The organism is Niallia sp. FSL K6-0212 (assembly GCF_038007605.1).
GTDB lineage: Bacteria > Bacillota > Bacilli > Bacillales > Cytobacillaceae > Niallia > Niallia circulans.
Genome location: NZ_JBBOXL010000001.1, coordinates 3,738,871 through 3,762,919 on the forward strand (window position 1 = coordinate 3,738,871; position 24,049 = coordinate 3,762,919).

A 24,049-nucleotide genomic window follows, 5' to 3' on the forward strand; every position below is an offset into this window, starting at 1 on the left:
GCTTAAATCACTTACGGACACTGTAATAGATGAAAAAAGCCTTCTTGTATCACAAACGGAGGTTAGTTTAAGCTGGTATAATAAAGAAATCTAAATTATTTTAAGGAGCTTTAATAATTTTGAATGCGAAATGTATTAAATTCTACGAATTCGGCAGTCCTAAAAAAGTGTTAAAAGTTGAATATAAAAGCATACAACCACTAAAAGATAAAGAAATCCTTGTACGGATGCTAGCGCGACCTATAAATCCTTCTGACTTAATTCCAATTAGAGGAGCATATTCACATCGAATTTCTTTGCCTAATATTCCCGGTTATGAGGGAATTGGGATTGTAGAAGAAGTAGGTCCTTTAGTTTCCAAAAATTATATTGGGAAACGTGTTTTACCATTACGAGGGGAAGGTACTTGGCAAGAACTTGTAAGGACGTCTGCAGAATTTGCAGTTCCAATACCTGATTCCATTGATCATTTTACCGCATCACAAATGTATATAAATCCCATTACAGCGTGGGTGACTTGTACGGAAATTTTAAAACTAAATTCCAATGATGTTTTGCTGGTTAATGCTTGTGGGTCTTCTATTGGGCATATTTTTGCCCAATTATCCAAGATATTAGGTTTTCGATTAATTGCTGTGACTAGAAATAATAAACATACAGAAGACCTACTACAACTTGGTGCATCATATGTTATTAATACTTCTAAAGTTCCACTTTATAGTACAATTATGGAGTTAACAAATGGAATTGGTGCGGATGCTGCCATTGACTGTGTTGGAGGTTCATCTGGAAACGATTTGGCTTTTTGTGTACATCCTAATGGGAATTTTTTAAGCATAGGGCTTTTATCTGGAATACAAGTAAACTGGGCAGAAATTGTAAATAAAGCTAAAGTGAATGCTAATATGTTTCATTTGCGTAATTGGAATAAGAATGTCCCTACAAAAAAATGGCACGAGACCTTTAGTCACTTGATAAGACTATTGGATCAGAGAAAATTACATTTTAAGAAGGTAGATTCTATGCACGACTTTCTGGATATAAAAACGGCTATTGACGTTGTTGAATCTTCCAAAGAAAGAAAGGGGAAAGTATTTTTAACAAGCTTCTAAGTTAATTCTTCTTCAATTAAGGGGGCTTTGTAATTAGAGAAAAGGCTTTTTTCTTATTAAAATAATGGCAGGATACTCTAACTAAATATATCCACAAAGTACCTATAGCATTAAATATTAGAGATATTTGAAACCTTATATGTTATTATTCCGTATACTACTTATAGGAAGGACATTTCCTTTTTATATCACAAAAGTAGCTTTATTAACGTTTGATTCCATTACACTGACGATACGGATTGTAACAGTTTAACAATCGAGTCTGTTAATTGAGAGTTTTCTAGTGGGAGGTGTTAATAGTATGTCTAGGTCCATTACAAAATTATTTCTTCACCCAATGTTTCGTTTTTTCTTTTGGTCAGCAGCTGCTTTCTGGCTAATTTTTCTAGGAATATCGTCAAGCGGCTTGAATCGTTGGATAGATTTTTTATTATCTTTAATTTTCCTTGGTACAGCAATTGAATATGCAGTAAAAAGTGTTGCGTATTATAAAAAAGAACAATTAAATAATTGAACATTTTTATAAAAATTATAAGTGTTTCATAAAGAATCAATTCGTTTTGAAATCTTTTTTCAAAACAAGTTCATTTAATTTAACTTAAAAAGTGAATTTGTAAATAGTTTTTGAGCCAACAATATTTGAAAGCTACAACAAACTGTTTTCAATAATTTTAATAATTAAAAGTGTGATAAAATGAAAATTATTGTTGATTGGGGGAGTAACTTGCGTAAGGTAGAAGTATTGTCATATGATGAGAAATGGAAGCAAATGTTTAAAGAGGAAGCGGCAAAATTACAAACAATTTTCGGAAATGAAATTGTAGATATACATCACATAGGCAGTACCTCTGTTCCAGGGTTAAAGGCAAAACCAATAATAGACATAATGCCTGTCGTTAGAGATATTAACACCGTTGATAAATATAAAATTTTTATGCAAGAAATTGGCTATGAGCCGAAAGGAGAAAACGGTATACCTAAACGGAGATATTTTCAAAAAGGTGGGGAAAATCGCACTCATCACGTTCACATTTATCAAACTGGAAGTTATGAAATAAAAAGACACTTGGCTTTTCGTGATTATTTAGTCTTACATACAGACGAAATGGAGAAATATGCTGACAGAAAAGAAGAATTGGCTCAACAATTCCCCTATGATATTGAATCATACATAAATGGAAAGAATTATCTTGTTAAGGAAATTGAACGAAAATCATTGAATTGGTATGAGACAAACCAAAAATTAATAAAATAGCTAGAAATAAGCTAAGTTGCTACCTAATTTAGCATTTAATATCACAATGGATATACGTATTACGCTTATACTAACCGGTGTGTTCGCTTTATAAGGTTAACCAGTTTTTGCTGGTTGACCTTTTTTAATAGAGTCTATTTTATCAGTAGGTAGTTGTAAGGTGTACGAGGGTCATTGATCCATCAACTAAACTGTCCGCCTCCGACTTGTAGAAACATGTTGGACTAGTTGGGACGAAGAACTAGTTTAACAAGCAAAGCTATGATACTTCAAAAAGGAATAAGGGTCACTGGTGAGTAATTGGTGAGAGGAAAATAAACAATTAATCCATGAGTTGGTCTGGATGTTTAGTTCATAAAGAAGATAATTATTTTTATTAAGGAAAATAAGGATTTATAGAGACTGATACAACCAGTCATCTTCATTTCGTGAATATAAGAAAGATTTTCAACTATAAAAGAGATTAAAATTTTATATATTGCTCTTAGTAGTGACATAAATAGTTTTTATGATCTTGGCAAAAATAAGGGAGGAAATAAAAAGGAGAGAATGAATAAATGCCAGAATTGCCAGAAATGGAAAACTATAAAATCTTATTGAATAAATTGATTACCACCCAAACCATTACCTCGATAGCCGTTAACCGAGAAAAGTCCATTAATATTACGAAACAATCCTTTGAGAATCAATTAGTGAATACTACTATTCTTCGCGTGGAAAGGCGTGCGAAACATCTACTCTTTTACTTATCCAATCAAAAGGTTCTGCTATTGCATTTAATGTTAGGTGGATGGATGTTTTTTGGAACCGAAAAAGAAAAACCAAATAGAACCATTCAAATCCAACTAACATTCGGAGAAAGACACTTATATTTTATTGGACTCCGATTAGGTTATCTACATTTACTAACTCTTGAAGAATGTAAAGAAAGGCTGAACGACTTAGGTCCAGATCCTTTTGAACCTCTTTTTACTGAAAACAGCTTTCAAAACATGATTAACTCTAGGAAGGGGACAATAAAGCTTAAATTAGTTGATCAACATTTTATCTCAGGTATTGGCAATTGTTACTCCGATGAAATTTGTTTTGATGCGCAAATCTTACCAACTCGAAAATTAGAGGATTTAAAAGAAATGGAGCAAAAAAAGCTCTATAATTCTATTCTGCAAATATTAAGAGCGGCTACTAATATGGGTGGCTATATGGAGCATCCCCTTTATGCAGGAGATAAAAAAACCGGAGGATATGATGAGCTTTGCAAAGTATATGATAGAGAAGGAGAAATATGTCCAAGGTGTCAGCACAAAATAGTATTTATAAAGGTATCTTCTAAAAAGTGTTTTTATTGTCCAGGTTGTCAGTTTTAATTAATTATGCGGATAATTCTGCAATTCCTGGAGATAATATACATTTAGCAACTCAATGCACTTTTATCAAGGAGAAATATAAGGAGTGAGAAGATGACTTTATGGAAAAAGGGAATAGTAGTAGTAATGTTATTCTCTATATTCTTGTCTGGAAGCACACCTAACACATTTTCACCGAAAGTATTCGCAGCAGAAGACCATAAAAAAGCAACATTAGCCACGGCACTTGAATCACTGTTAAATATAGAACCAGAACTAAAAGGAAGTTTAGCAGGAATCAGTATTCGCGAACAAGAAACAGGAAAAATTATTTTTGAACATATGGCTGATTTGCGACTAACGCCTGCTTCTAATATGAAGTTACTAACTTCAGCAGCAGCATTGAACATTTTAGGAGAAGACTATCAATTTATTACGGAAATTTATGGAGATGGAAGAGTAGAAGATGGTCATTTAAAAGGAAACTTATACATAAAAGGGAATGGGGATACAAGCCTTTTAGCTTCTGATTTAGAAAAACTCTCAAAAGAAATTAAAAGAAAAGGGATTAGTTATATAGATGGAGACATAATAGGCGATGACTCCTGGTATGACAACATCCCTTTTTCAAGTGATTTGGCATGGAGTGATGAAGCTGCCTATTATGGGGCCAAAATTTCCGCTTTAACACTATCACCAGATAAAGAATATGACGCAGGGACTGTATTGCTTGAAATAAAACCTGGTAAGAAAAAAAATGAACCAGTAATAATCAATACTTTGCCAAGAACAAGCGAAATTAAAATTGTCAATAATGCTATTACAGCAGATAAAGAATCTGCTGCAAGTTTAAAAGTTAACAGAGAACATAACAGTAAAGTAGTAACAATAACAGGAAACCTGCCAATTGACACTCCCTTAAAAAAAGAGTGGGTATCTGTTGATGATCCTACAAGCTATACATTAGATGTGTTTCAACAGGCATTAAAGAAAGAAGGAATACAATGGAAAGGGGTTGTCAAAAAAGGAAGAACACCACAAATCGCTTCTATCCTTACTACTCATTCTTCTATTCCTCTCCGGGAATTACTACTTCCTTTACTGAAATTAAGTAATAATACAATTGCTGAGACATTAATCAAGGAATTGGGAGTAGTCAAAAAAGGGGAAGGAAGCTTTGCAAAAGGGATCGAGGCTCTAGAAGAAGAATTAGCGGCTTTTCATCTTGATCCAACTAAGATGCTTATCCGTGATGGATCAGGTATATCACCAATAGATTTTATTTCAGCAACCGACTTAAGTTTGTTTTTATATGAAGTACAAGCACAACCATGGTTCTCCACATTTTGTCAATCATTACCTGTATCAGGTCACGAAGAAAAAATGATTGGCGGAACACTGCGCCATCGATTGAATTCTGAGAATACTAAAGGAAAAATACTCGCTAAAACGGGGACTCTTACCTCTGTAAGTTCATTATCTGGCTACATGGAAAGCAAATCAGGTAATAAATATATTTTTTCCATTTTATTAAACCATCTAACGGATGAAGATAAGGGAAAAGAGATCGAGGATAAGATAATGGAAACGTTGGTTGAATTTTGAGAAGACTGCTTTGAAATATCAGTTCCTATTTAAAAAAATAGGAACTGATATTTTTTTATAAATTATTTTTCGCCAATTTTGCTAAGTCTGTAATGTACGCGAAAAAGTCATCTCTCTTTACATCATATACAACAGAAACAGGACGGCCAGTGTCACTTATTAAAGTTCTCCCTTGGGACGGCGCTTCTGTTATAGCAATTGATTTAACTTCTTTCATTTTAACTAGCTCTTTTTTTCCAATTGTTGCTGTTGTTAGTACATCCCAAAGATAATAGGTAGAGTTCGTTTCTACATGAACAAGAGGGGGACATGCAGCATAGCATTGACCAACAAAATCAACTCCAGTAAATTTTCTTAATGAAGCCCAATGATTGCGGACAGAAATGGTTAGTGGAACTTGATTTGTACTTTCTAACGCCACCATTTCGATCTGTAAATCACTAGCCCAAACAGCTGCTACTGCCCAAGGATCCCAAAAAGCATTCCATTCAGCAGTCCCGTCATGTTCAGGTTCCTGTACATTACCAACCTCTAAGAATGTTCCGCCCATCCAGACTAATTTTTCAATTTTTTCTTGAATATCTGGAGCAATTTCAATTGCTCTTGCTAAATCTGTCAGCGGTCCAGTAAATAAGAGTGTTGTTTTATCTGGATTTTCCCTTACTGTTTTAATTAAATGTTCATGTGCTGGAAGTTCACTTTCAGGGGTAATTACTTCACCGCTTTCATTTAAAATCGGCAAGGCATCTACATAAAACGTGTGCATTCTCCATTCTTTCGGAAATGGATTAACTCCGCGAGAATTAGACCTGGCAACTTCTACTGGTCCGTGACCGAATCGATCTATAATCTTTCTACTTGCACTGATACCTGGTTCTAAATAGCCATCTGCTGGAATAACTGATACACCAATTAAGTCTACTTCATCCATTTGTAATAGAAGAAACAGAGAAACTAGATCATCAATTCCGGCATCATGATTAAAATATACCTTCTTTGTCAAAAAAATTCACTCCTATGTAAATTAACATTTATCCCCGTCAAACGGGAAGTAACTTTATAAACTAGCTACTTTCTCTATCTATTCTATAATACTATCAGACCAATGTGAATAATTAGTAAATTAAATAGAATATCTCACCATAAATAATATTATTTAAACTTTAATTTAACGAAGAATAGAAAAAGAACTTGGAAAACCACCAAGTTCTTCCCATCATCTATTATATCTATTAACAACAGCCTTACTTACGACCGAAGTCTGCTTTGATTTCACCATACTTATTCGTATCCCATTTTAGAATTTTATTTGAATAGTTATTTTCCTTCAGCCATTTTTCGGCACGTTCAATTAATTGCCACAATTCTTCTGTACGCTTATCTCTTACTAATGTTGTATTTGCCTTTTTATTACGTACCCAAGCTAACGCCGTCATACTATCACTGTATATGGTGGTGTTCTTGCCTTGTTTTTGCAAAAGACTTAATGCATGTACAATTCCTAAAAATTCGCCAATATTATTCGTACCGAATACTGGACCATAATGGAAAATTACTTCTCCTGTTTTCGTATCAACGCCTCGATATTCCATCATTCCAGGATTACCACTACAAGCTGCATCAACAGAAATGCTATTTTCCTCAATCGGCGCCAATGTTTGAATAGATTGTTTTTGAGTGGAAGTACTTTTGGATGCTGATTTTGATATATTCCCACCTTGTTTAAAGGCTTTTTCTGCTTCCTCCAAAGTTGGAAAAGATTTAAAAGAAGCACCTTTAAAACCTTTTATTTGCATTTCACATTCCGCCCAAGTTGAGAAAATCCCTGTTTTTCTACCATTCCATACAACATAATATTTTTTTGCTGCCATAATTTCATCCAACCTTTCACTGCTATTAAATAATCATATCACAGGAAGGGATCAAAACGAAAATGTAGAGAGAGCGTAACAACATACTTGAAAAGGCTTTCTATAAATCTAGGAATTTACTATAATGATGTTGAGTAAAATAGGAAGGGGGGAATAAATTGCTCCAATTACTTCCACTAATGATTGAACGAGTCGGTATTTTAGTTATTTTTGCCTTCTTATTATCAAGAATAAAGATTTTCCGATCGATTATTCATCATGAATCACAATGGCACGATAAACTCTCGTTAATACTTATCTTTGGCGTCTTCGGAATAATTAGTAATTATACTGGAGTCGAAATATTAAAAGGAAGTATTAGCACCCATACATGGCAGCATGAATTAGATGTTTCAAGCGCTATTGCTAACACAAGAATTATGGGGGTAGCCATTGGCGGAATGATTGGCGGCCCATTAGTTGGCCTTGGAGTAGGATTAATAGCTGGCCTTCATCGCTTAACATTAGGAGGATTCACTGCAATTGCTTGTGGATTATCTACCATTGCTGCTGGATTATTGACTGGGCTGCTTGGAAGGAAATACTCCATTAAACAGGATTCTGCAAGCAAAGCAGTGATTATCGGCATCGCCATGGAAATTATTCAAATGGTATTTATCCTTTTGATTGCAACACCTTTTGAGCTTGCATTCGAACTCGTCAAAATTATTGCTTTTCCAATGATTGTCATTAATGGGTTTGGAATGCTGATTTTTATCTACATCATTCAAAACATTCTGTTAGAAGAAGAAAAAACGAAAGCAGCACAAACCAATATTGCTTTAAATATTGCTCAATCTACGCTTGCTTATTTACGTCAAGGACTGAATCCTGAATCTAGCAAGCAGGTTGCTAAAATTATGTTAAAAGCTACCAACGCTGATGCAGTATCCATAACTAATAGATCCATTGTTTTGGCACATGAGGGGCTAGGCGGGGATCATCATATTCCATTAGAGAAAACTTCTACCAAATTAACAGAAAAAGTGTTAAGGGAAGGGAATATTCTTATTGCGAAAAAGAAAGACGAGATTCAATGCAGCAATCAAACATGCCCGCTGCACGCTGCCATTTTGTTACCATTGAAAGCAAACAATAAAACTGTCGGTACCCTTAAATTATATTTTGCCAATCCCAAAAACATTCAATTAGTAGAATATACTTTGGCAGAAGGGTTAAGCAAGTTATTTTCCTTACAGCTTGAATTAGCAGAAGCAGAATTACAACAAAAGTTATGGAAGGATGCTGAAATTAAAGCATTACAAGCACAAGTTCATCCTCATTTTCTGTTTAACAGCATGAACACTATTTCTGCGCTAATTCGCACAGATGGAGAAAAAGCGCGGCAGATGATCCAACGATTATGTACTTATTTCCGCAGCAACATACAAGGATCTAAAAATATGCTGATTCCTTTAAGTCAAGAATTAGAGCATGTCCATGCCTTTTTAGCATTAGAAGAAGCGAGATTTCCTAATAAGTTTATTTTAAAAGAGTCTGTAGAGCCCGAACTAAAAAAGGTCCTTATTCCGCCGTTTACATTACAGCCCCTAGTAGAAAACTCCATTCGTCATGGCTTTTCCAAAGGTACAGTTGGGACTATTACAATATGTGCATATAAAGAAAAAGATAGGATGGTGTTAATTACAGAAGATGATGGGAAAGGAATGAGTGAAGATACTCTATACATGATTGGCCAAAAAAATATTTCCTCCAGTACAGGAACTGGTACGGCGCTTTGGAATATTCAGGAACGAGTGAAAAAGTTATATGCGGAGAAAGGGAAATTCACCATTGAAAGTGAAACGAATAGAGGAACGAAGGTGATGATTACATTGCCTTCTAAGGAACCAAGTATATGGAGGGAAGTAGATGATTAAAGCATTAATTGTCGAAGACGAACCATTAGCAAGAGATGAATTAAAGTATCTCTTGAAAAGAAGCAGCAAAATAGAGATAGTGGCCGAGTGTGATGATTTGGAGACAGCTCTGTACATAATTGATAATCAAAAAATAGACGTTATTTTCTTAGATATTCAACTTGGAGAAGATAATGGAATGAATTTAGCGGAACAGTTAAAGCACACCGCAAATCGTCCGGAAATTGTCTTTGCAACTGCATATGATGAATATGCACTTCAAGCGTTTGACGTAAATGCTGTCGATTATATATTAAAACCGTTTGAAGAAGAACGAATTAATCAAACTATTTTAAAGCTGCAAAATAAGCGGAGTCAAACTACAGAAGAAACAATAGGAAAAAGCGTAAACAAATCGCCCCTTCAAAGTAATAAGTTAGCTGTCACAGCCAATGACAAAATAAAGATTATTGATTTAGATAAAATCGTCTATATAAGTGCACAAAATGGTAAAACATTACTTATTACAGAAGAAGAGGAATTGGTCATTACTTTTACATTAACACAATTAGAGCAAAAGTTAGTAAATAGTCCTATTATGAAAGTACATCGGTCTTATTTAGTTAATAAAGAAAAAATATGTGAAATAGAACCATGGTTTAACTCTACGTATTTACTGTGCATGAATAATGGCGAGAAAGTGCCTTTAAGTAGAAACTATACAAAAGAGGTGAAACAATTATTCGGATTTTAAGTAAATTTCATTTATAATCATACAGACTGGATATTGTATTTTATCCAGTCATTTTTGCATTTCAGCTAATTTTCTTTGCATTTTACCATGAAAACGTTTTTTTATCCTTTACATTTTTTATAATAAAATCATTAAAGGAGGTAGATAAAAATGAATGCGGTTACAATCGTTATAGCATCTGCTTGTATTTTAATGATTGCTTATCGTTTATACGGAACTTTTATGGCAGTAAAAGTATTAAAGCTTAACGATAAAGAAAAAACACCAGCACATGAACTAAATGACGGAAAGGACTATGTACCAACCAATAAATGGGTTACCTTTGGACATCATTTCGCAGCAATAGCAGCAGCCGGTCCTCTTGTAGGACCTATTCTAGCTGCACAGTTCGGGTATTTGCCTGGATTGATTTGGCTATTAATTGGGGCTGTTATCGGAGGAGCTGTCCATGATGCAGTGGTATTATTTGCGAGTATGAGAAAAAAGGGCAAATCATTATCTGAAGTAGCAAAGGAAGAACTCGGCCCTGTTGCAGGTTTTTGTACAGGACTTGCTATGTTATTTATTATTACCATTACTATGGCTGGTTTATCGATGGTAGTTCTACATGCTTTAGAGAGAAATCCATGGGGAACATTTTCGGTAGGGATCACGATCCCGATTGCGATGGGAGTAGGCATATTTTATAAGAAAACAGGTAATCTCAAACTATGCACAACCATTGGATTTATTCTGTTAATGATAGGTGTGTTTGTGGGACCAATGATCCAAGATACCGTACTGGGAAATTGGTTAACACTTGATACAAAAACATTAGCTATTATTCTTCCTATTTATGCATTCTTTGCAGCTGCACTACCTGTATGGCTGTTATTGGCACCGCGAGATTATTTAAGTAGCTTTATGAAAATCGGTGTATTTATCGCCCTTATTATTGGTGTATTTATTATTAACCCCGCTATTGAATTTCCTGCATTTACGGAATTTGTAAATGGAGGGGGACCAGTTATCGCAGGACCAGTATGGCCGTTTATTTCCATTACGATTGCATGTGGTGCTATTTCCGGATTTCATGCCTTTGTCGGCTCTGGCACAACACCAAAGATGCTTGATAAGTGGAGTGATATTAAAGTCGTTGGTTTTGGTGCGATGCTTGTCGAATGTTTAGTAGGGATTATGGCCCTTATTGCTGCAACTGCTCTTCATCCAGGAGATTATTTCGCAATAAATTCCAGCCCAGAAGTATTTCGAACACTTGGTATGAGTGTTACAAACTTACCAGAACTAAGTCGTGAAATCGGCATTGATTTAGAAGGAAGAACGGGAGGAGCAGTTACCTTAGCTGTTGGAATGTCATATATTTTCACAGAAATTTCTTGGTTCTCCCATCTAGCATCTTATTTCTTCCAATTTGTGATTATGTTTGAAGCTGTCTTTATATTAACAGCCATTGATGCAGGGACGAGAACTGCACGCTATTTAATTCAAGATTTTCTTGGTGAGTTCTACAAACCATTAAAAAAAGTGGATTGGCTGCCTGGTTCTATTTTCGCAAGTGCATTAGCATGTTTAATGTGGGGATATCTCTTATTCTCAGGAGATATTAGCTCGGTATGGGCACTATTTGGTGTCTCTAATCAGCTCATGGCAACGATCGGGCTGATTGTTGGAGCAACCGTTATTTTAAAAATGGCTGATAAACGTAGATATATGCTGACTTGCCTCATACCGATGGCATATTTATTTGTAACAGTAAATTATGCTGGGGTGTGGATGGTTAAAAACGTTTATTTAAACCCAGAAGCGTCAGGTTATAATGTGCTTAATGCCGTACTATCAATTATCATGCTAATATTAGGGGTTATCATTATTATAGCTGCAACAAAAAAATGGTTTGACACCTGGAATACGCCCCGTGTTCATGTGGAATCAACGAATCTAAATTAAGATAGAATGGTTTAAACTAAGTTTTCCTGTCAAAGCTATACCCAAATAATCTACGAATCTTGCTGAGTTATTTCGTATGATTGTTTGGGTTTTTTATTCGTGTGAAAATTGAATTTCCATCTGACTTATATTTAAAAATGGAAGTGAATATTAAAAGATTTTGATTTGGTTTTACTCCCATGTCCATTTCCACATGCATATATCCTCACTATCTTCCTCCCATAAAGAGATTTCAAAAATAAAAATAATAAACGAATCCTAATAAGTGTATTCTAAGTAAACATATATTTAAAATTTTATTGTCAAGAGTTTAACTTTATGGAATTATGGATAATAAGGGAGAAGTATTTTTGTTCCATACATATTTGTTTTAATAAAAATTCTATTGACATAAATATGATCAATTAAAGTAAGGAGTTCTTCTATGGATTATAAACACAGTGAAACAAAATGGATGGTGGCCATTTGTTTTTTTGTATTTTTATCTGTGATTTTAAACATCTTTGCTGCATCGATAAATAAAGAGCTGTTTATTCTGCTGCAATTAATTATTACTAGTGGCTTATTATATGTTTTTTATCAATTAATAAAAAAGTTCACCTACATACTCGGCGAATTTGCTCAAAGCAATAAAAAATTACAATCTATTTTTGACACTTTGGATATTGCTATTTGGTTTCATGATTTAAAAACAAATAAATTAATGGTCACTGCAGGGATTGAAGCTATTTATGGTTATTCATCAGAGGCATTTTATAAAAATCATAATTTGTGGAAAGACGTTATCCATCCAGCTGATCAAGACGTGTTAGTGGAACGAGCGGAGCTTCTAACCCATCAAGATGTCGTTGTCAGCACTTATCGTATTATTAAACCAGATGGGAAGATTCGCTGGATAAAGGATAGAGGCATCGCTGTGTTTGACAAATCGACTAGGGAGATGACTGAGTTTACAAGCGTGTTAATTGATATAACAGATAGCAAAGAAAACGAAGATAAATTTAGTAAATTGGTCGATATATCACCAGACATTGTTGCAGTAACAGTTGATTACAAGTTTCATTATATAAATAAGGCTGGCATCAAAATGTTAGGAAAAGACTATAATTCCATACAGGGGCTTGCAGTAAAAGATTTACTTTCTGAAGCCACTTATCAAAATATCGTTCGACAATATAAAAAAAGCAAAAAATTAAATCAAAATGTAGTCGAGATGGAAGTTGAATTAACGAAAGACTTAGCGGAAAACGTATTCTTAGAAATCAATTGCATGCCAATTCTTTTTGGAGGACAAGAAGCTGTTTTGATTGTTGGAAGAGATATCACATCCCGGAAACAGGCGGAATTAAAAATTAAGGAATTAGCATTTATAGATACGCTGACAAAATTACCGAATCGAAACAGTTGTATGCATCATTTAAATGATCGACTCTATAACCAAGAAGTGGAAGCAATGTCCATATTATTTTTAGACTTAGATCAATTTAAACGGATAAATGATACGAAAGGACATGGACAGGAGATATCATTTTACAAGAAGTATCTACTACCCTTCAATCAGCTATCGACAAAAATGATTTTGTTGCCCGTCTCGGGGGAGATGAATTTTTAATCATATTAGAAAACAAAACAAAATTAGAAACAGCTGAGACTGCCCAAAAAATAATAAACCAATTTTCTTACCCTATTGTAGTGAAACAAGATGAATTCTTCGTTACACCAAGTATTGGCATCAGCATGTTTCCATCAGATGGAAAAGATCAAGAATCATTAATAAAAAATGCTGATACAGCCATGTATGTTGCCAAAGATCACGGGAAAAACAATTTTCAATTTTACTCCGCTTCCATTGCAGAAAAAGGCGCAAGAAAGATGGAATTGGAGATGGCACTACGCAAAGCTATTCTAAATAAAGAATTAGAATTATACTATCAGCCACAAATAAATATCCATACAGGCAGCATATTTGGTGTTGAAGCTCTCCTACGTTGGAAACACCCGGTATACGGCTATTTGTCTCCAGATGAATTTATACCAATTGCTGAAGAATCCAATTTAATATTAACGATTGGAGAATGGGTCATAACGGAGGCATTTGCGCAGAAAAAGAAATGGGAAAGAGAAGGAAAAAAAGATTTAAAACTTGCTATCAATATTTCTGCTCGACAATTTCAATACATTGATTTCATTTCTTTTCTACAAAAAGAAATAGTAAGATTAGAAATAGATCCAAAGAAAATCGAGTTAGAGATAACGGAAAGCATTATGCAAAATATTGAATTAGCCCAAATAGAATTAGCTAATATTAAAAAGCTTGGCTTTCAAATATCGATAGATGATTTCGGCAAAGGTTATTCTTCGTTAAGTTATTTGAAATCACTGCCTATTGATACCATTAAAATTGATAAAACGTTTATTGATGATATCAGTCATCCTATTCACAAAGGCTCTTTAGCTAAAGTCATTATCGATATGGGTCATAATATGAATTTCCTTGTCATTGCAGAGGGAGTAGAAACAAAAAAACAAATCGATTTTCTCATAAACCACCAATGTGATATCGTACAAGGATACTACTTTAGCAAACCATTGACTTCATCTGAATTAGAAAAATTCTATCTATAAATCAGAAACCTTTTTCATTTTTTGTTTCTAAGGATATACTAATCTTATTAAGAAATTCTTTTTTATATTTTATAAAAAGGGATGTAAAAATTTTTCGTAAAGTTGGTGAAAAAATGCCTTGTCAATCTAATGAGGAATTAGAAAGTATATTGTTAGAAGCAAAACAATATACACATAATGGGAAAGTTGCTGATTATATCCCAGCTCTCAGCAAAGCAAATCCTGATGATTTATCTGTAGCTATTTACCACCATGATGGTACTTGTTATTCAGCAGGCTGCATTCATGAGAAAATTACTTTACAAAGTATCTCAAAAGTCATTACTTTAGCATTAGCACTAATTGAATCAGGAGAAGAGTACGTTTTTAGTAAAGTTGGCTATGAGCCTACTGGCGATCCATTTAATTCTATTGTAAAACTAGAAATGAGTAACCCGTCGAAGCCGTTAAATCCTATGATAAATGCAGGTGCCCTTGCAGTTACCCATATGATAAAGGGGAACTCCGTGGATGAACGCTTCCAGAAGATTATTGAATTTGTTAAGCTCTTATCAGGAAATAGTGATATTGGTTATTCAGCGGAGGTAGCTGAATCAGAGTTTGAAACATCTCATTTGAATAGAGCACTTTGTTTCTTTATGAAACAACATGGCATCATTAATGAAGATGTGGAGGAATTATTAGATTTATATACAAAGCAATGCTCTATCGAAGTAAATTGTTTAGATTTAGCGCGAATCGGAATCGTATTTGCTTTAGATGGAAAAGAACCTGTCACAAACAAACAGTTAATGCCAGCACATGTAGCTCGCATTTCCAAAACATTTATGGTTACATGCGGAATGTATAATGCTTCTGGAGAATTTGCTGTTCGAGTCGGAATCCCTGCAAAAAGTGGTGTCTCCGGTGGAATATTAGGGGCCGTTCCTTCCCGTTTTGGAATTGGTATTTCTGGTCCTGCGCTTGACGACAAAGGCAATAGTGTTGCAGGATTAAAACTATTAGAAATCCTTGCAAAAAAATATGATTTAAGCATGTTTTAATAATAAAACTTATCACTAATTCTTCTATGGAAATAGGAAGGATTAGTGATTTTTTGGTTATTCCCCAATCTGTTCGGGTAACATAATTGTACCAATTGTTTAAAAGGGGGATAAACATGAGTTTAACACCTCAACAGCGTATAGAATTACATGGTTTTAACAATTTAACAAAGTCATTGAGCTTCAATATGTATGATATCTGTTATACTCGAACAAAAAGGGAACGAGAGGCTTATCTTCAATATATCGATGAGCAGTACAACGCTGAGCGTCTGACGAAAATCTTGAAAAATGTTTCCGATATTATTGGCGCACACGTTCTAAATATTGCAAAGCAAGACTATGAACCACAAGGAGCAAGCGTAACACTGCTCGTATCTGAGGGCCCAGTTGCTGAAGCTTCAAAAGAAGTATTTGAGGAATCTCCTGGACCACTTCCAGGCTCAGTGGTAATGCATCTCGACAAAAGTCATATAACGGTACATACATATCCTGAATATCATCCAGATGAAGGAATCAGTACCTTTCGTGCTGATATTGATGTTTCAACGTGCGGGGAAATTTCGCCATTAAAAGCTTTAAACTATTTAATCCACTCTTTTGACACAGACATTATGATAATGGACTATCGTGTAAGAGGATTTACCCGAGATATACATGGTCATAAACTATTTATCGATCATGATATCAATTCCATTCAAAACTATATTCCCGAAGAGACAAAATCACAATTTGATATGATTGATGCCAATATCTATCAAGAAAATATATTTCATACAAAATGCAAGTTAAAACAATTCCATTTAAATAATTATTTATTTGGCTGCAAAGAAGAAGAATTATCTGAAGAAGATCGGATATTGATAACAGCAAAACTCACACAGGAAATGAATGAAATTTTTTATGGGAAAAATATAAAGTGATTTATTACAAAACTGGCGACGTCTTTTAAATAAAAGCGAAGCCAGTTTTTTCATTAAGTTATCAAACATCATATTTAGGAAAAACATGGTAGATTCCATTGCATAATTATACTTTATATATTATTTTTAAACATGTTTTTCTAGCTTTTTTTTTTAAAATTGGTAAACTATTATTGTAGAAAGATAGAAAGGTGCGAAAATGATGAAACAAATCATCCTAGATACAATTAATGAAAACGAAGCAAAATTTAAAGATATTAGTATTTATATTGGAGAAAATCCTGAGTTAGGCCATGAAGAATTTAAAGCATGTGAAATTTTAACTGACACCTTAAAACAGCATGATTTTAACGTAGAAATAGGAATCTGTGATTTACCTACTGCCTTTAAAGCAACCTTTGACAGCGGCAAAGCTGGTCCAGTTATCGGCTTTATGGCAGAATATGATGCACTTCCTGAACTTGGACATGCATGTGGACATAATTTGATCGGTACTATGGGAATTGCTGCCGGAATTGGTCTTAGTAAAGTTTTAAGCGAAACAGGAGGAAAAGTGATTGTTTACGGCACGCCTGCTGAGGAAACGAAAGGCGGCAAAGTAACAATGGCAGAGGCAGGAATTTTTGAAGAGCTAGATGTAGCGATGATGGTGCATCCATTAGATAGCTATATGAAGAGCGGCGATTCTCTTGCAATGGACGCTATCCAATTTGAATTCTTTGGCAAAGCTGCTCATGCAGCAGCAAGCCCACATTTAGGCATCAATGCACTAGATGCTGTATTACAGACCTTTAATAGTATCAATGCTCTAAGACAGCATATAAAGTCAGATGCTCGTATTCATGGTGTAATCACAGAAGGTGGAAAAGCGGCAAATATCGTCCCTGACTATGCTGTTGCACAGTTTTATGTCCGAGCAGGAAAAAGAGAAGAAGTAAATAAATTAGTAGAAAAAGTGATACAATGTGCAGAGGGAGCTGCCCTGCAAACAGGTGCTACAGTTAAAGCTAGTTTCTATGAATTCTCCTATGATGATATGATTACCAACCAAACTTTATCTGATTTATTTACAAAACAACTTGTTGATTTAGGCGTAGAACCATCTGAAATACAGGAGCAGCGGGATGGTTCAGGATCCCTTGATATGGGCAATGTAAGCCAGGTGGTACCATCTATTCATCCCTATGTAAAAATCTGTAATGAGGCATACGCTTGTCATACTCATGAATTTAGAGAAGCTGCTATGTCTGATCAAGGTAGAGATGCCATGATTTTAGGTGCAAAGTCAATGGCCCTTACAGGTTTAGAAATTCTTACGAATAAAGAATTACTTGCAGAAATAAAAGCGGAATTTATAAAAACCAAAAACTAATACTTTTCCCCTTACATTCAAATGGTAACTCAATTTGAATGTAAGGATTTTTTATTAAATTAAGGAATTTTATGACATTATCTTTCTTTCGATATAAAAGAAAAAGATTCCTTTATGAAAAACAGGGAAGGGAGGAACGGGTTATGAAAACTTAGTATCGAGTATAAATTAATTTGTCATCTTTTCTAAACTAGATTTTAATAGGAGCCTTCTTCCATTGGTTTTCCATAAAATGCTTTTCCTCTATCTCCTTGTATAGTAAACAGTACTTCGAAATGTTGACCTTGCCCAATGAAATATTTATCGTTTAATCCCTATTAAAAATTCCATAATAAGGCGATTTTTTAACATATTACCATCAATCATCTTTTGTTCTTTTATTGTGTGACTCCACGTATAAGTCTATTGTAATAATATTCCCAGTGAAAAAGAGAAGACTACTCCATAATAAAGAAAGTGCAGTTCATTTAGTAAGACCTTAACTAAAAAGCGATAAAACTATTTAAAAGTTATGTAGGATAGAGCAGCCAAGTAAACTCACCGCTCTATAATCTTTTTAAATTATATAGTTTTGCATTAGCCACATCGTTTACACTATTACCATAAAAATTTCCCATTTTTTCTTTCGTTAATTTTTCTAGTGTTTTTACAGCCTTTTGAAATTCTATATCTGTCATTTGCCCAGTAGCAAGAAGGGAGCATAAAATAGCAAAGCCTATTGCTGTCGTATCAATATTTACTTCAACTGCCAAATCAACATCTGAATTTCCACTACTTTTTATAGTGTTAAACGATTCATTATCATTGTTAATTCTATTAAAAGTTTTAGAAAAACCCCAGGACCTTAATCTTTCTTCATTTCGAATAGAATTGTTGTTTTTTTTAACCATATTATCATCCTTTAAATAGTGGGGTACTTATGTACCCCACTTCACTATTACTTAATCAAAATCGATATCTGTGTTTTGGTCTTGATCATTATCTTGATCAGTTTCTTGATCTGCTCTAACACGTGCGTTGCTTCTGCTATTCAAACGGATATCTACACGTGAGTTCCCAGAGTTTGTAACACGAGCAGTATTGGTATTCTTATTTCTAACTTCTGCTTCAGCATCTGAATCTGCATCCGCACGTACATCATTATCTAAGTCAAAATCGTTATCAACATTCACCTCTGTTCTGCCATTATTTCTTCTATTTTTAGAAGAACCCTTAAAGTAACTTTGGTTACCAGCGCTGTCATAATCTCTTCTTGACATTCTATTCACTCCTTTCCTTTTCTTAATTTCAACTTATTCATAATAAGATAAGAAAGCATAGACAATTTCTCTACTGTTATCGCCTTTTTTTTGAGAATTGGTCTTGAATATAAGTAGATAAAGAATAATCAGCATGAAAATAACTATACAATTGTTTTAAATTTGTTGAATTAGTAATACATCCATCATAGAGAACCCAGGGTCTAGGTAAAATGCTAATGACAAAAAAAGATGAAACGTTGAAAATAAGACTAAAATAATAACAACTCAAATCAAAAATAATTCCGCATATTCACTATATGAGTCTTTATATTGGAAGTACTTTTTTTATATTTAATAATTCTATAGTAATTAAATTTTAGTAAAAATAAAGAATAGAAAATATTTACTTTTTTTATAATATTCTTTTTATACTCTTTTTCAACTATGCTTGAAAAATAATATTTTTGGGTAGTATTACTTCATATGAAAGCTTCTCAATAATTTTCATTGTGAGAAAAGCTACAAATTTTATGGAGTAGGAGAAATGATAGATGGAAAATCAGACATTGATGCAATTTTTCGAATGGCATTTAGACGCAGATGGTCAACATTGGAACCGATTAAAAGAAAAAGCAGGAGAATTAAAGGAAGCTGGTATTGATTCCATTTGGATTCCACCTGTGACGAAAGCTGCCTCCAATGAAGACAATGGATATGGCGTTTACGATGTATATGATTTAGGAGAATTTGATCAAAAGGGCAGTATTCGTACAAAATATGGAACGAAAAAAGAATTACTGGAAGCTATTGAGGCATGTCATAATGTCGGAATCCAAGTCTATGTGGATGTGGTAATGAATCATAAAGCAGCAGCTGATGAGAAAGAAACATTTAAAGCAATTGAAGTGAATCCGGAAAATAGAGAAGAAGAGATATCAGAACCACATGATATCGAAGCATGGACAAAATTCACTTTTCCAGGAAGAGGAGATACTTATTCATCCTTTAAGTGGAACTTCCAGCATTTTAACGGAACCGATTATGATAATAAAACAAAAAAAGAAGGGGTATTCCGCATTGTAGGCGATAATAAAATGTGGAATTCAAACGTCGATGATGAATTTGGAAATTATGACTATTTAATGTTTGCAAACATTGACTATAATAATGAGCTTGTCCAAAATGAAATGATTTCATGGGGAAAATGGCTTTACCAAACACTAAATTGTGATGGCTATCGATTAGATGCCATAAAACATATAAACCACGATTTTATAAAAAAATTCGCCACTTCCTTGCTGAAAGAAAAAGACGATTTTTATTTCGTAGGTGAATTTTGGAAAGCTGATCTGCAAGAATGTCAGGAATTTTTAGAGCAAATGGATTACAAAATCGATTTATTTGATGTCCCGCTACACTATAAATTGCACACTGCTTCTATGGAAGGAAGTAACTTTGATTTATCAACGATTTTCGAGGGAACGTTAGTAAAAGAAAATCCTCTTAATTGTGTAACATTTGTTGATAATCATGATACACAGCCAAATGAATCTTTAGAATCATGGGTAGAAGATTGGTTCAAACAAATTGCCTATAGCCTTATTTTACTTCGAAAAGACGGCTATCCAACTATATTTTACGGAGATTATTTTGGAATTGGCGGGGATGCGCCAATAGAAGGAAAAAAGGCAGCCATTGATCCCTTATTATATGTTCGCAAGAAAAAAGCTTACGGCAAACAGGATGACTATTTTGATAATCCAAATATAATTGGCTGGGTTCGCCATGGAGAAGCTGAAATAGAAAAATCCGGTTGTGCTGTTGTCATATCCAATAAGGATGATGGATTCAAGAAAATGTTTGTTGGTGAATCACGAAGGGGAGAAGAATGGATTGACTTTACGAACACAAGAAAAGATCACGTGACAATAGATGAAGATGGATACGGTGAATTTCCTGTTGATGCGAAGAGTGTTTCCGTATGGGGATTAGCTGATTAAAAAGATAGGGCATGTTGTTTTACGCAGCATGCCCCATCTTTTATGAGGAAAAGAATAATTTCATCATTCCTTGATAACCAAAGTACACGCCAAATATAACTAAGGAAGCACCAGAAATAATGGAAATGCCTCTTAAAGTTCCAATTGTAAGAAAACGTCTAAAGCTATTAGTTAAAGCAGCTACAATCAAGTCCCATAAAGTAAGACCAAGAAAAATCATACTGCTGTAGATCAATAAAGAACTAGTCCCATTTTCTTGGGCCGTTTTTGCTAATATCGAGCCATATATACCTAGCCAAAATAAAATAGATAACGGACTAGTTATAGACATGATAAATCCTGTTAAAAAACATTTAAACAAAGAATCTTTTCCTCGAAGGGAATCCAATTTAAGATGTTGGGCACCTACAATACTTTCCATCCCCGTATAAATCAAAACAAAGCCCCCAAATAGCCAGAGAAATATTTGAATGATATCTATTTCAAGAAAATGAACCATTCCTATGTACACCATTATCATAAAAACACCATCTGCAAGCATGGATCCAAAACCAACTATCCAAGCATGCCAAAAACCATTTTTTATTCCTTTGTCAATTCTCGCGGAATTTACTGGACCAATCGGAGCAGCTAATGTAAATCCTAGCAAGATATAGCTAAGTAAGATGGTGACACTGAACATTCGTCTCTCCCACATCCTTTCTTGTACATGCTATGTAAAAGAAAGCGATGATATGTAATTTTAATTAGAAAAATGAAAACTTATTTATAACGAATGAATCACTTCACTATATTAGTAAATACATCCAATAAATAACTAAATATAGATAATCGAGACCGTAAAAAAAAGAATAAACCATCTCGCTGTTCTTCTTTTTTATTTAGCGTTAATAATGGAATTTCTTTTACTTAGTACTTTATTTAGCATATAATAGTATACGCGAAAAAGATTCGAGAACTGATATAAACAAGGAGAATATACATGATAGTAAAAAGTGAACAAGACATTAACGGTTTAAAAGAAATCGGGAAAATCGTAAGCATTATCAGAGAGGAATTAATTAAAAATACAGTACCAGGAGTGACTACAAAAGAATTAGATAATCTAGCTGGAAAGTTATTTGCCGAACATGGTGCGGTTTCTGCTCCCCAAGATATGTATGATTTTCCAGGGTATACTTGTATATCTGTAAATGATGAGGTTGCACATGGAATCCCAGGAGATCGTGTCATTCAAGAAGGTGATTTAGTTAATATTGACGTTTCCGCAAGCAAAAATGGCTATTTTGCTGATACTGGAAAATCCATTGTAGTAGGAAATGGCGATCCTAAGCTTATTAAACTCTGTGAAGTAGCGCAAGAAGCTTTTGAAGAAGGACTTAAATGCTTCAAACCAGGTGCGAAGAAGAATCGAATTGGAAAATTCGTATACAACACAGCAAAAAAGAACGGATTTACGGTAATTAAAAACCTGACAGGACACGGTATTGGAACATCTCTTCACGAGAAACCAGATCATATTCTAAATTATTTTGATTCTTGGGACACAGAATTGCTTCGTGATGGAATGGTTATTGCCTTTGAACCTTTTATATCTACCGGTTCGGAGGAAGTATATGAAGAAAATGACGGCTGGACATTCTCTACCAAAGAAAAAAGCTATGTTGCCCAGTACGAGCACACTGTAATAATTACAAAAGATAAACCAATTATTACAACTTTATAAATAGAAAGAAGCAAGCACTGTTTCAAAATAGAGCATCCGACCATAGACAAACACCTTTAAATTCAAGGTCTTTGCCTGTGGTCTTTTATATTCCTTTTTACTACAACTGTTTACTAAGATAAGAATAAGTATGAATTATTTGTTACGGGGAAGAAGCTGAAAAAGTGCAATTGGAGTTTTTAACATATTCCTTATTATATGTTCAGTTATGAAAAAATTGGTGATACAATGTATTTATATGCTTACGCATACAAATATTGTAAATTAAAAGTTCGAACTAGGGAAAAGCACCGCTCCGTGAAATTCTGATTGGAGTGTTCTTGTATTACTTATTAAATGAAAAGGAGAGTATTTTTTGAAAAAGAAGAAGTTTCTAATCACCTGCTCAGTCTTCCTTATTGTTATTTTTTCCAGTGTTTATGTATATGCTTCGACTCTTTCCATTTCTGGTAAGTCAGACAATGGCATGTGGAAGTATACTTATAAGAAAAATATAGACCCAAGTGAGCCAACAGGCTGGCAGGGTAAATTAAAACAATTAGATAAACAAAAAGTGGAAGTAAAAGAATTAACATTTACGGATAACGATGAGATATTAGCACAAACTGATTCCTTTGTGGAAGGAACAGATATAGATGGGTCAGTCACTACTCTGCATCCTTTTGCTACAGAATTTTATTTAGGGAATAGTCCGGAAAGAGGGCATATTTATAAAATGACTGTAAAATGGCAGAAAGAGGGAGAGACATATGAAGATACTTTCACGATTCATTAAACACTTGAACGATGTAATAGATTAATTTTAATTATAGATTTCATCGTAAACTCCACATTTCTAAACAAACAAGCTCTGTTTTCAAGCAGAGCTTGTTTGTTTAGAAAAATTTAAAATTGACAATGTTTTTTAGAGAGCTCTTAAAACGATGAAAGAACCATAATTGCGAATTTAGCGACATTTCCTTCTATTTATATATCCATTGACATTGATGGTCATATCTCGTAACCTAGTACATGTAATTTCATAATAAAATCCTTATCAGCTCGAGATGAGGTAGAGGTCGCGATTTTTATTAGTAAAAAGAGGGAAAGCCAGAGAGCTTATTGATTGCTTTTGAAAGGAAATATCGCCGAAGCACTATTATTCTCTGATAATAGTAGCTGGGTCTGCATACGAATAGGTGCAGAACTGTCATAGGATCTTACTATGATGAACTATCCTGTTATCTGATGGTGTTTTCGAATTTCACACCATTTAAAGGTGTGTTTTTTTTATGCCTTGGAAATAATAAAAATACAATTTATTGTATACAGATATAAGGCTTCAAGTAAAT

Annotated in this window: 19 protein-coding genes, 1 pseudogene and 1 riboswitch; of the genes and pseudogenes, 15 read left to right on the forward strand and 5 right to left on the reverse strand. The window is 34.1% G+C overall.

Annotation, left to right across the window (positions count from 1 at the left end; translation table 11 throughout):
- Positions 1–116 precede the first annotated feature (116 nt).
- The 5 genes from MHH96_RS17780 (at position 117) to dacB (ending at position 5,318) form a co-directional block, all read left to right on the forward strand.
- Positions 117–1,112 (forward strand): zinc-dependent alcohol dehydrogenase family protein, encoded by a 996-nt coding sequence (locus MHH96_RS17780; protein ID WP_445669010.1) that lies wholly within the window; start codon positions 117–119, stop codon positions 1,110–1,112.
- A gap of 301 nt (positions 1,113–1,413) precedes the next feature.
- Complete coding sequence (locus MHH96_RS17785) at positions 1,414–1,626, forward strand: hypothetical protein (RefSeq protein ID WP_047944635.1); 213 nt, start codon at positions 1,414–1,416, stop codon at positions 1,624–1,626.
- A 210-nt stretch (positions 1,627–1,836) separates the two neighbouring features.
- Positions 1,837–2,367, forward strand: a complete 531-nt coding sequence (locus MHH96_RS17790) for a GrpB family protein (protein ID WP_172885236.1) — start codon at positions 1,837–1,839, stop codon at positions 2,365–2,367.
- A 557-nt stretch (positions 2,368–2,924) separates the two neighbouring features.
- Entirely contained in the window at positions 2,925–3,734 is an 810-nt protein-coding gene (locus MHH96_RS17795) for an Fpg/Nei family DNA glycosylase (RefSeq protein WP_047944633.1), read from the forward strand.
- 93 nt (positions 3,735–3,827) lie between these two features.
- Positions 3,828–5,318, forward strand: a complete 1,491-nt coding sequence (gene dacB, locus MHH96_RS17800; RefSeq protein ID WP_328282889.1) for a D-alanyl-D-alanine carboxypeptidase/D-alanyl-D-alanine endopeptidase — start codon at positions 3,828–3,830, stop codon at positions 5,316–5,318.
- A gap of 55 nt (positions 5,319–5,373) precedes the next feature.
- Here dacB and MHH96_RS17805 read toward each other — a convergent pair whose 3' ends face one another.
- Complete coding sequence (locus MHH96_RS17805) at positions 5,374–6,321, reverse strand: nucleoside hydrolase (RefSeq protein ID WP_047944631.1); 948 nt, start codon at positions 6,319–6,321, stop codon at positions 5,374–5,376.
- A gap of 241 nt (positions 6,322–6,562) precedes the next feature.
- Positions 6,563–7,189, reverse strand: a complete 627-nt coding sequence (locus MHH96_RS17810; protein WP_341117794.1) for a ribonuclease H family protein — start codon at positions 7,187–7,189, stop codon at positions 6,563–6,565.
- A gap of 158 nt (positions 7,190–7,347) precedes the next feature.
- Between MHH96_RS17810 and MHH96_RS17815 the strand changes: the two genes are divergently transcribed.
- From MHH96_RS17815 to MHH96_RS17845, 7 genes and pseudogenes are all read left to right on the forward strand, one after another.
- Positions 7,348–9,108: a sensor histidine kinase gene (locus MHH96_RS17815; protein ID WP_095257278.1), complete on the forward strand. Its 1,761-nt coding sequence runs from the start codon at positions 7,348–7,350 to the stop codon at positions 9,106–9,108.
- Complete coding sequence (locus MHH96_RS17820) at positions 9,101–9,841, forward strand: LytR/AlgR family response regulator transcription factor (protein ID WP_047944629.1); 741 nt, start codon at positions 9,101–9,103, stop codon at positions 9,839–9,841. Before MHH96_RS17815 ends, MHH96_RS17820 begins: the two co-directional genes overlap by 8 nt.
- A gap of 150 nt (positions 9,842–9,991) precedes the next feature.
- Positions 9,992–11,788, forward strand: coding sequence for a carbon starvation protein CstA (gene cstA, locus MHH96_RS17825; RefSeq protein ID WP_061795909.1), 1,797 nt, complete (start codon positions 9,992–9,994; stop codon positions 11,786–11,788).
- A 634-nt stretch (positions 11,789–12,422) separates the two neighbouring features.
- Positions 12,423–14,410, forward strand: a pseudogene (locus MHH96_RS17830) (PAS domain S-box protein); the annotation flags it as partial.
- Positions 14,411–14,526: 116 nt separating this feature from the next.
- Positions 14,527–15,456, forward strand: a complete 930-nt coding sequence (gene glsA / locus MHH96_RS17835) for a glutaminase A (RefSeq protein WP_328282891.1) — start codon at positions 14,527–14,529, stop codon at positions 15,454–15,456.
- 116 nt (positions 15,457–15,572) lie between these two features.
- The gene (gene speD / locus MHH96_RS17840) at positions 15,573–16,379 is read left to right on the forward strand and encodes an adenosylmethionine decarboxylase (RefSeq protein ID WP_095257275.1); all 807 of its coding nucleotides are present in this window, start codon (positions 15,573–15,575) and stop codon (positions 16,377–16,379) included.
- 202 nt (positions 16,380–16,581) lie between these two features.
- Positions 16,582–17,751: a M20 family metallopeptidase gene (locus MHH96_RS17845; protein ID WP_186325685.1), complete on the forward strand. Its 1,170-nt coding sequence runs from the start codon at positions 16,582–16,584 to the stop codon at positions 17,749–17,751.
- A gap of 545 nt (positions 17,752–18,296) precedes the next feature.
- On the opposite strand, the gene MHH96_RS17850 is transcribed toward MHH96_RS17845, so the two are convergent.
- Entirely contained in the window at positions 18,297–18,641 is a 345-nt protein-coding gene (locus tag MHH96_RS17850; RefSeq protein WP_235844415.1) for a hypothetical protein, read from the reverse strand.
- Between the two features lie 51 nt (positions 18,642–18,692).
- Positions 18,693–19,010: a hypothetical protein gene (locus tag MHH96_RS17855; RefSeq protein ID WP_053215806.1), complete on the reverse strand. Its 318-nt coding sequence runs from the start codon at positions 19,008–19,010 to the stop codon at positions 18,693–18,695.
- Between the two features lie 533 nt (positions 19,011–19,543).
- Between MHH96_RS17855 and MHH96_RS17860 the strand changes: the two genes are divergently transcribed.
- Positions 19,544–20,992, forward strand: coding sequence for an alpha-amylase (locus MHH96_RS17860; protein WP_047944624.1), 1,449 nt, complete (start codon positions 19,544–19,546; stop codon positions 20,990–20,992).
- A gap of 40 nt (positions 20,993–21,032) precedes the next feature.
- On the opposite strand, the gene MHH96_RS17865 is transcribed toward MHH96_RS17860, so the two are convergent.
- Complete coding sequence (locus MHH96_RS17865; RefSeq protein WP_095257273.1) at positions 21,033–21,674, reverse strand: LysE family transporter; 642 nt, start codon at positions 21,672–21,674, stop codon at positions 21,033–21,035.
- Between the two features lie 300 nt (positions 21,675–21,974).
- On the opposite strand from MHH96_RS17865, the gene map reads away from it, so the two are divergent.
- Both map and MHH96_RS17875 read left to right on the forward strand, forming a co-directional pair.
- Positions 21,975–22,718 carry a type I methionyl aminopeptidase gene (gene map / locus MHH96_RS17870; protein WP_095320109.1) on the forward strand — a complete coding sequence of 248 codons (744 nt, stop codon included), beginning with the start codon at positions 21,975–21,977 and terminating at the stop codon, positions 22,716–22,718.
- A gap of 355 nt (positions 22,719–23,073) precedes the next feature.
- A complete protein-coding gene (locus tag MHH96_RS17875) occupies positions 23,074–23,493 on the forward strand; it encodes a hypothetical protein (protein WP_047944621.1) in 420 nt (139 codons plus the stop codon).
- Positions 23,494–23,762: 269 nt separating this feature from the next.
- Positions 23,763–23,941, forward strand: a riboswitch (Lysine riboswitch).
- Positions 23,942–24,049: the final 108 nt, after the last annotated feature.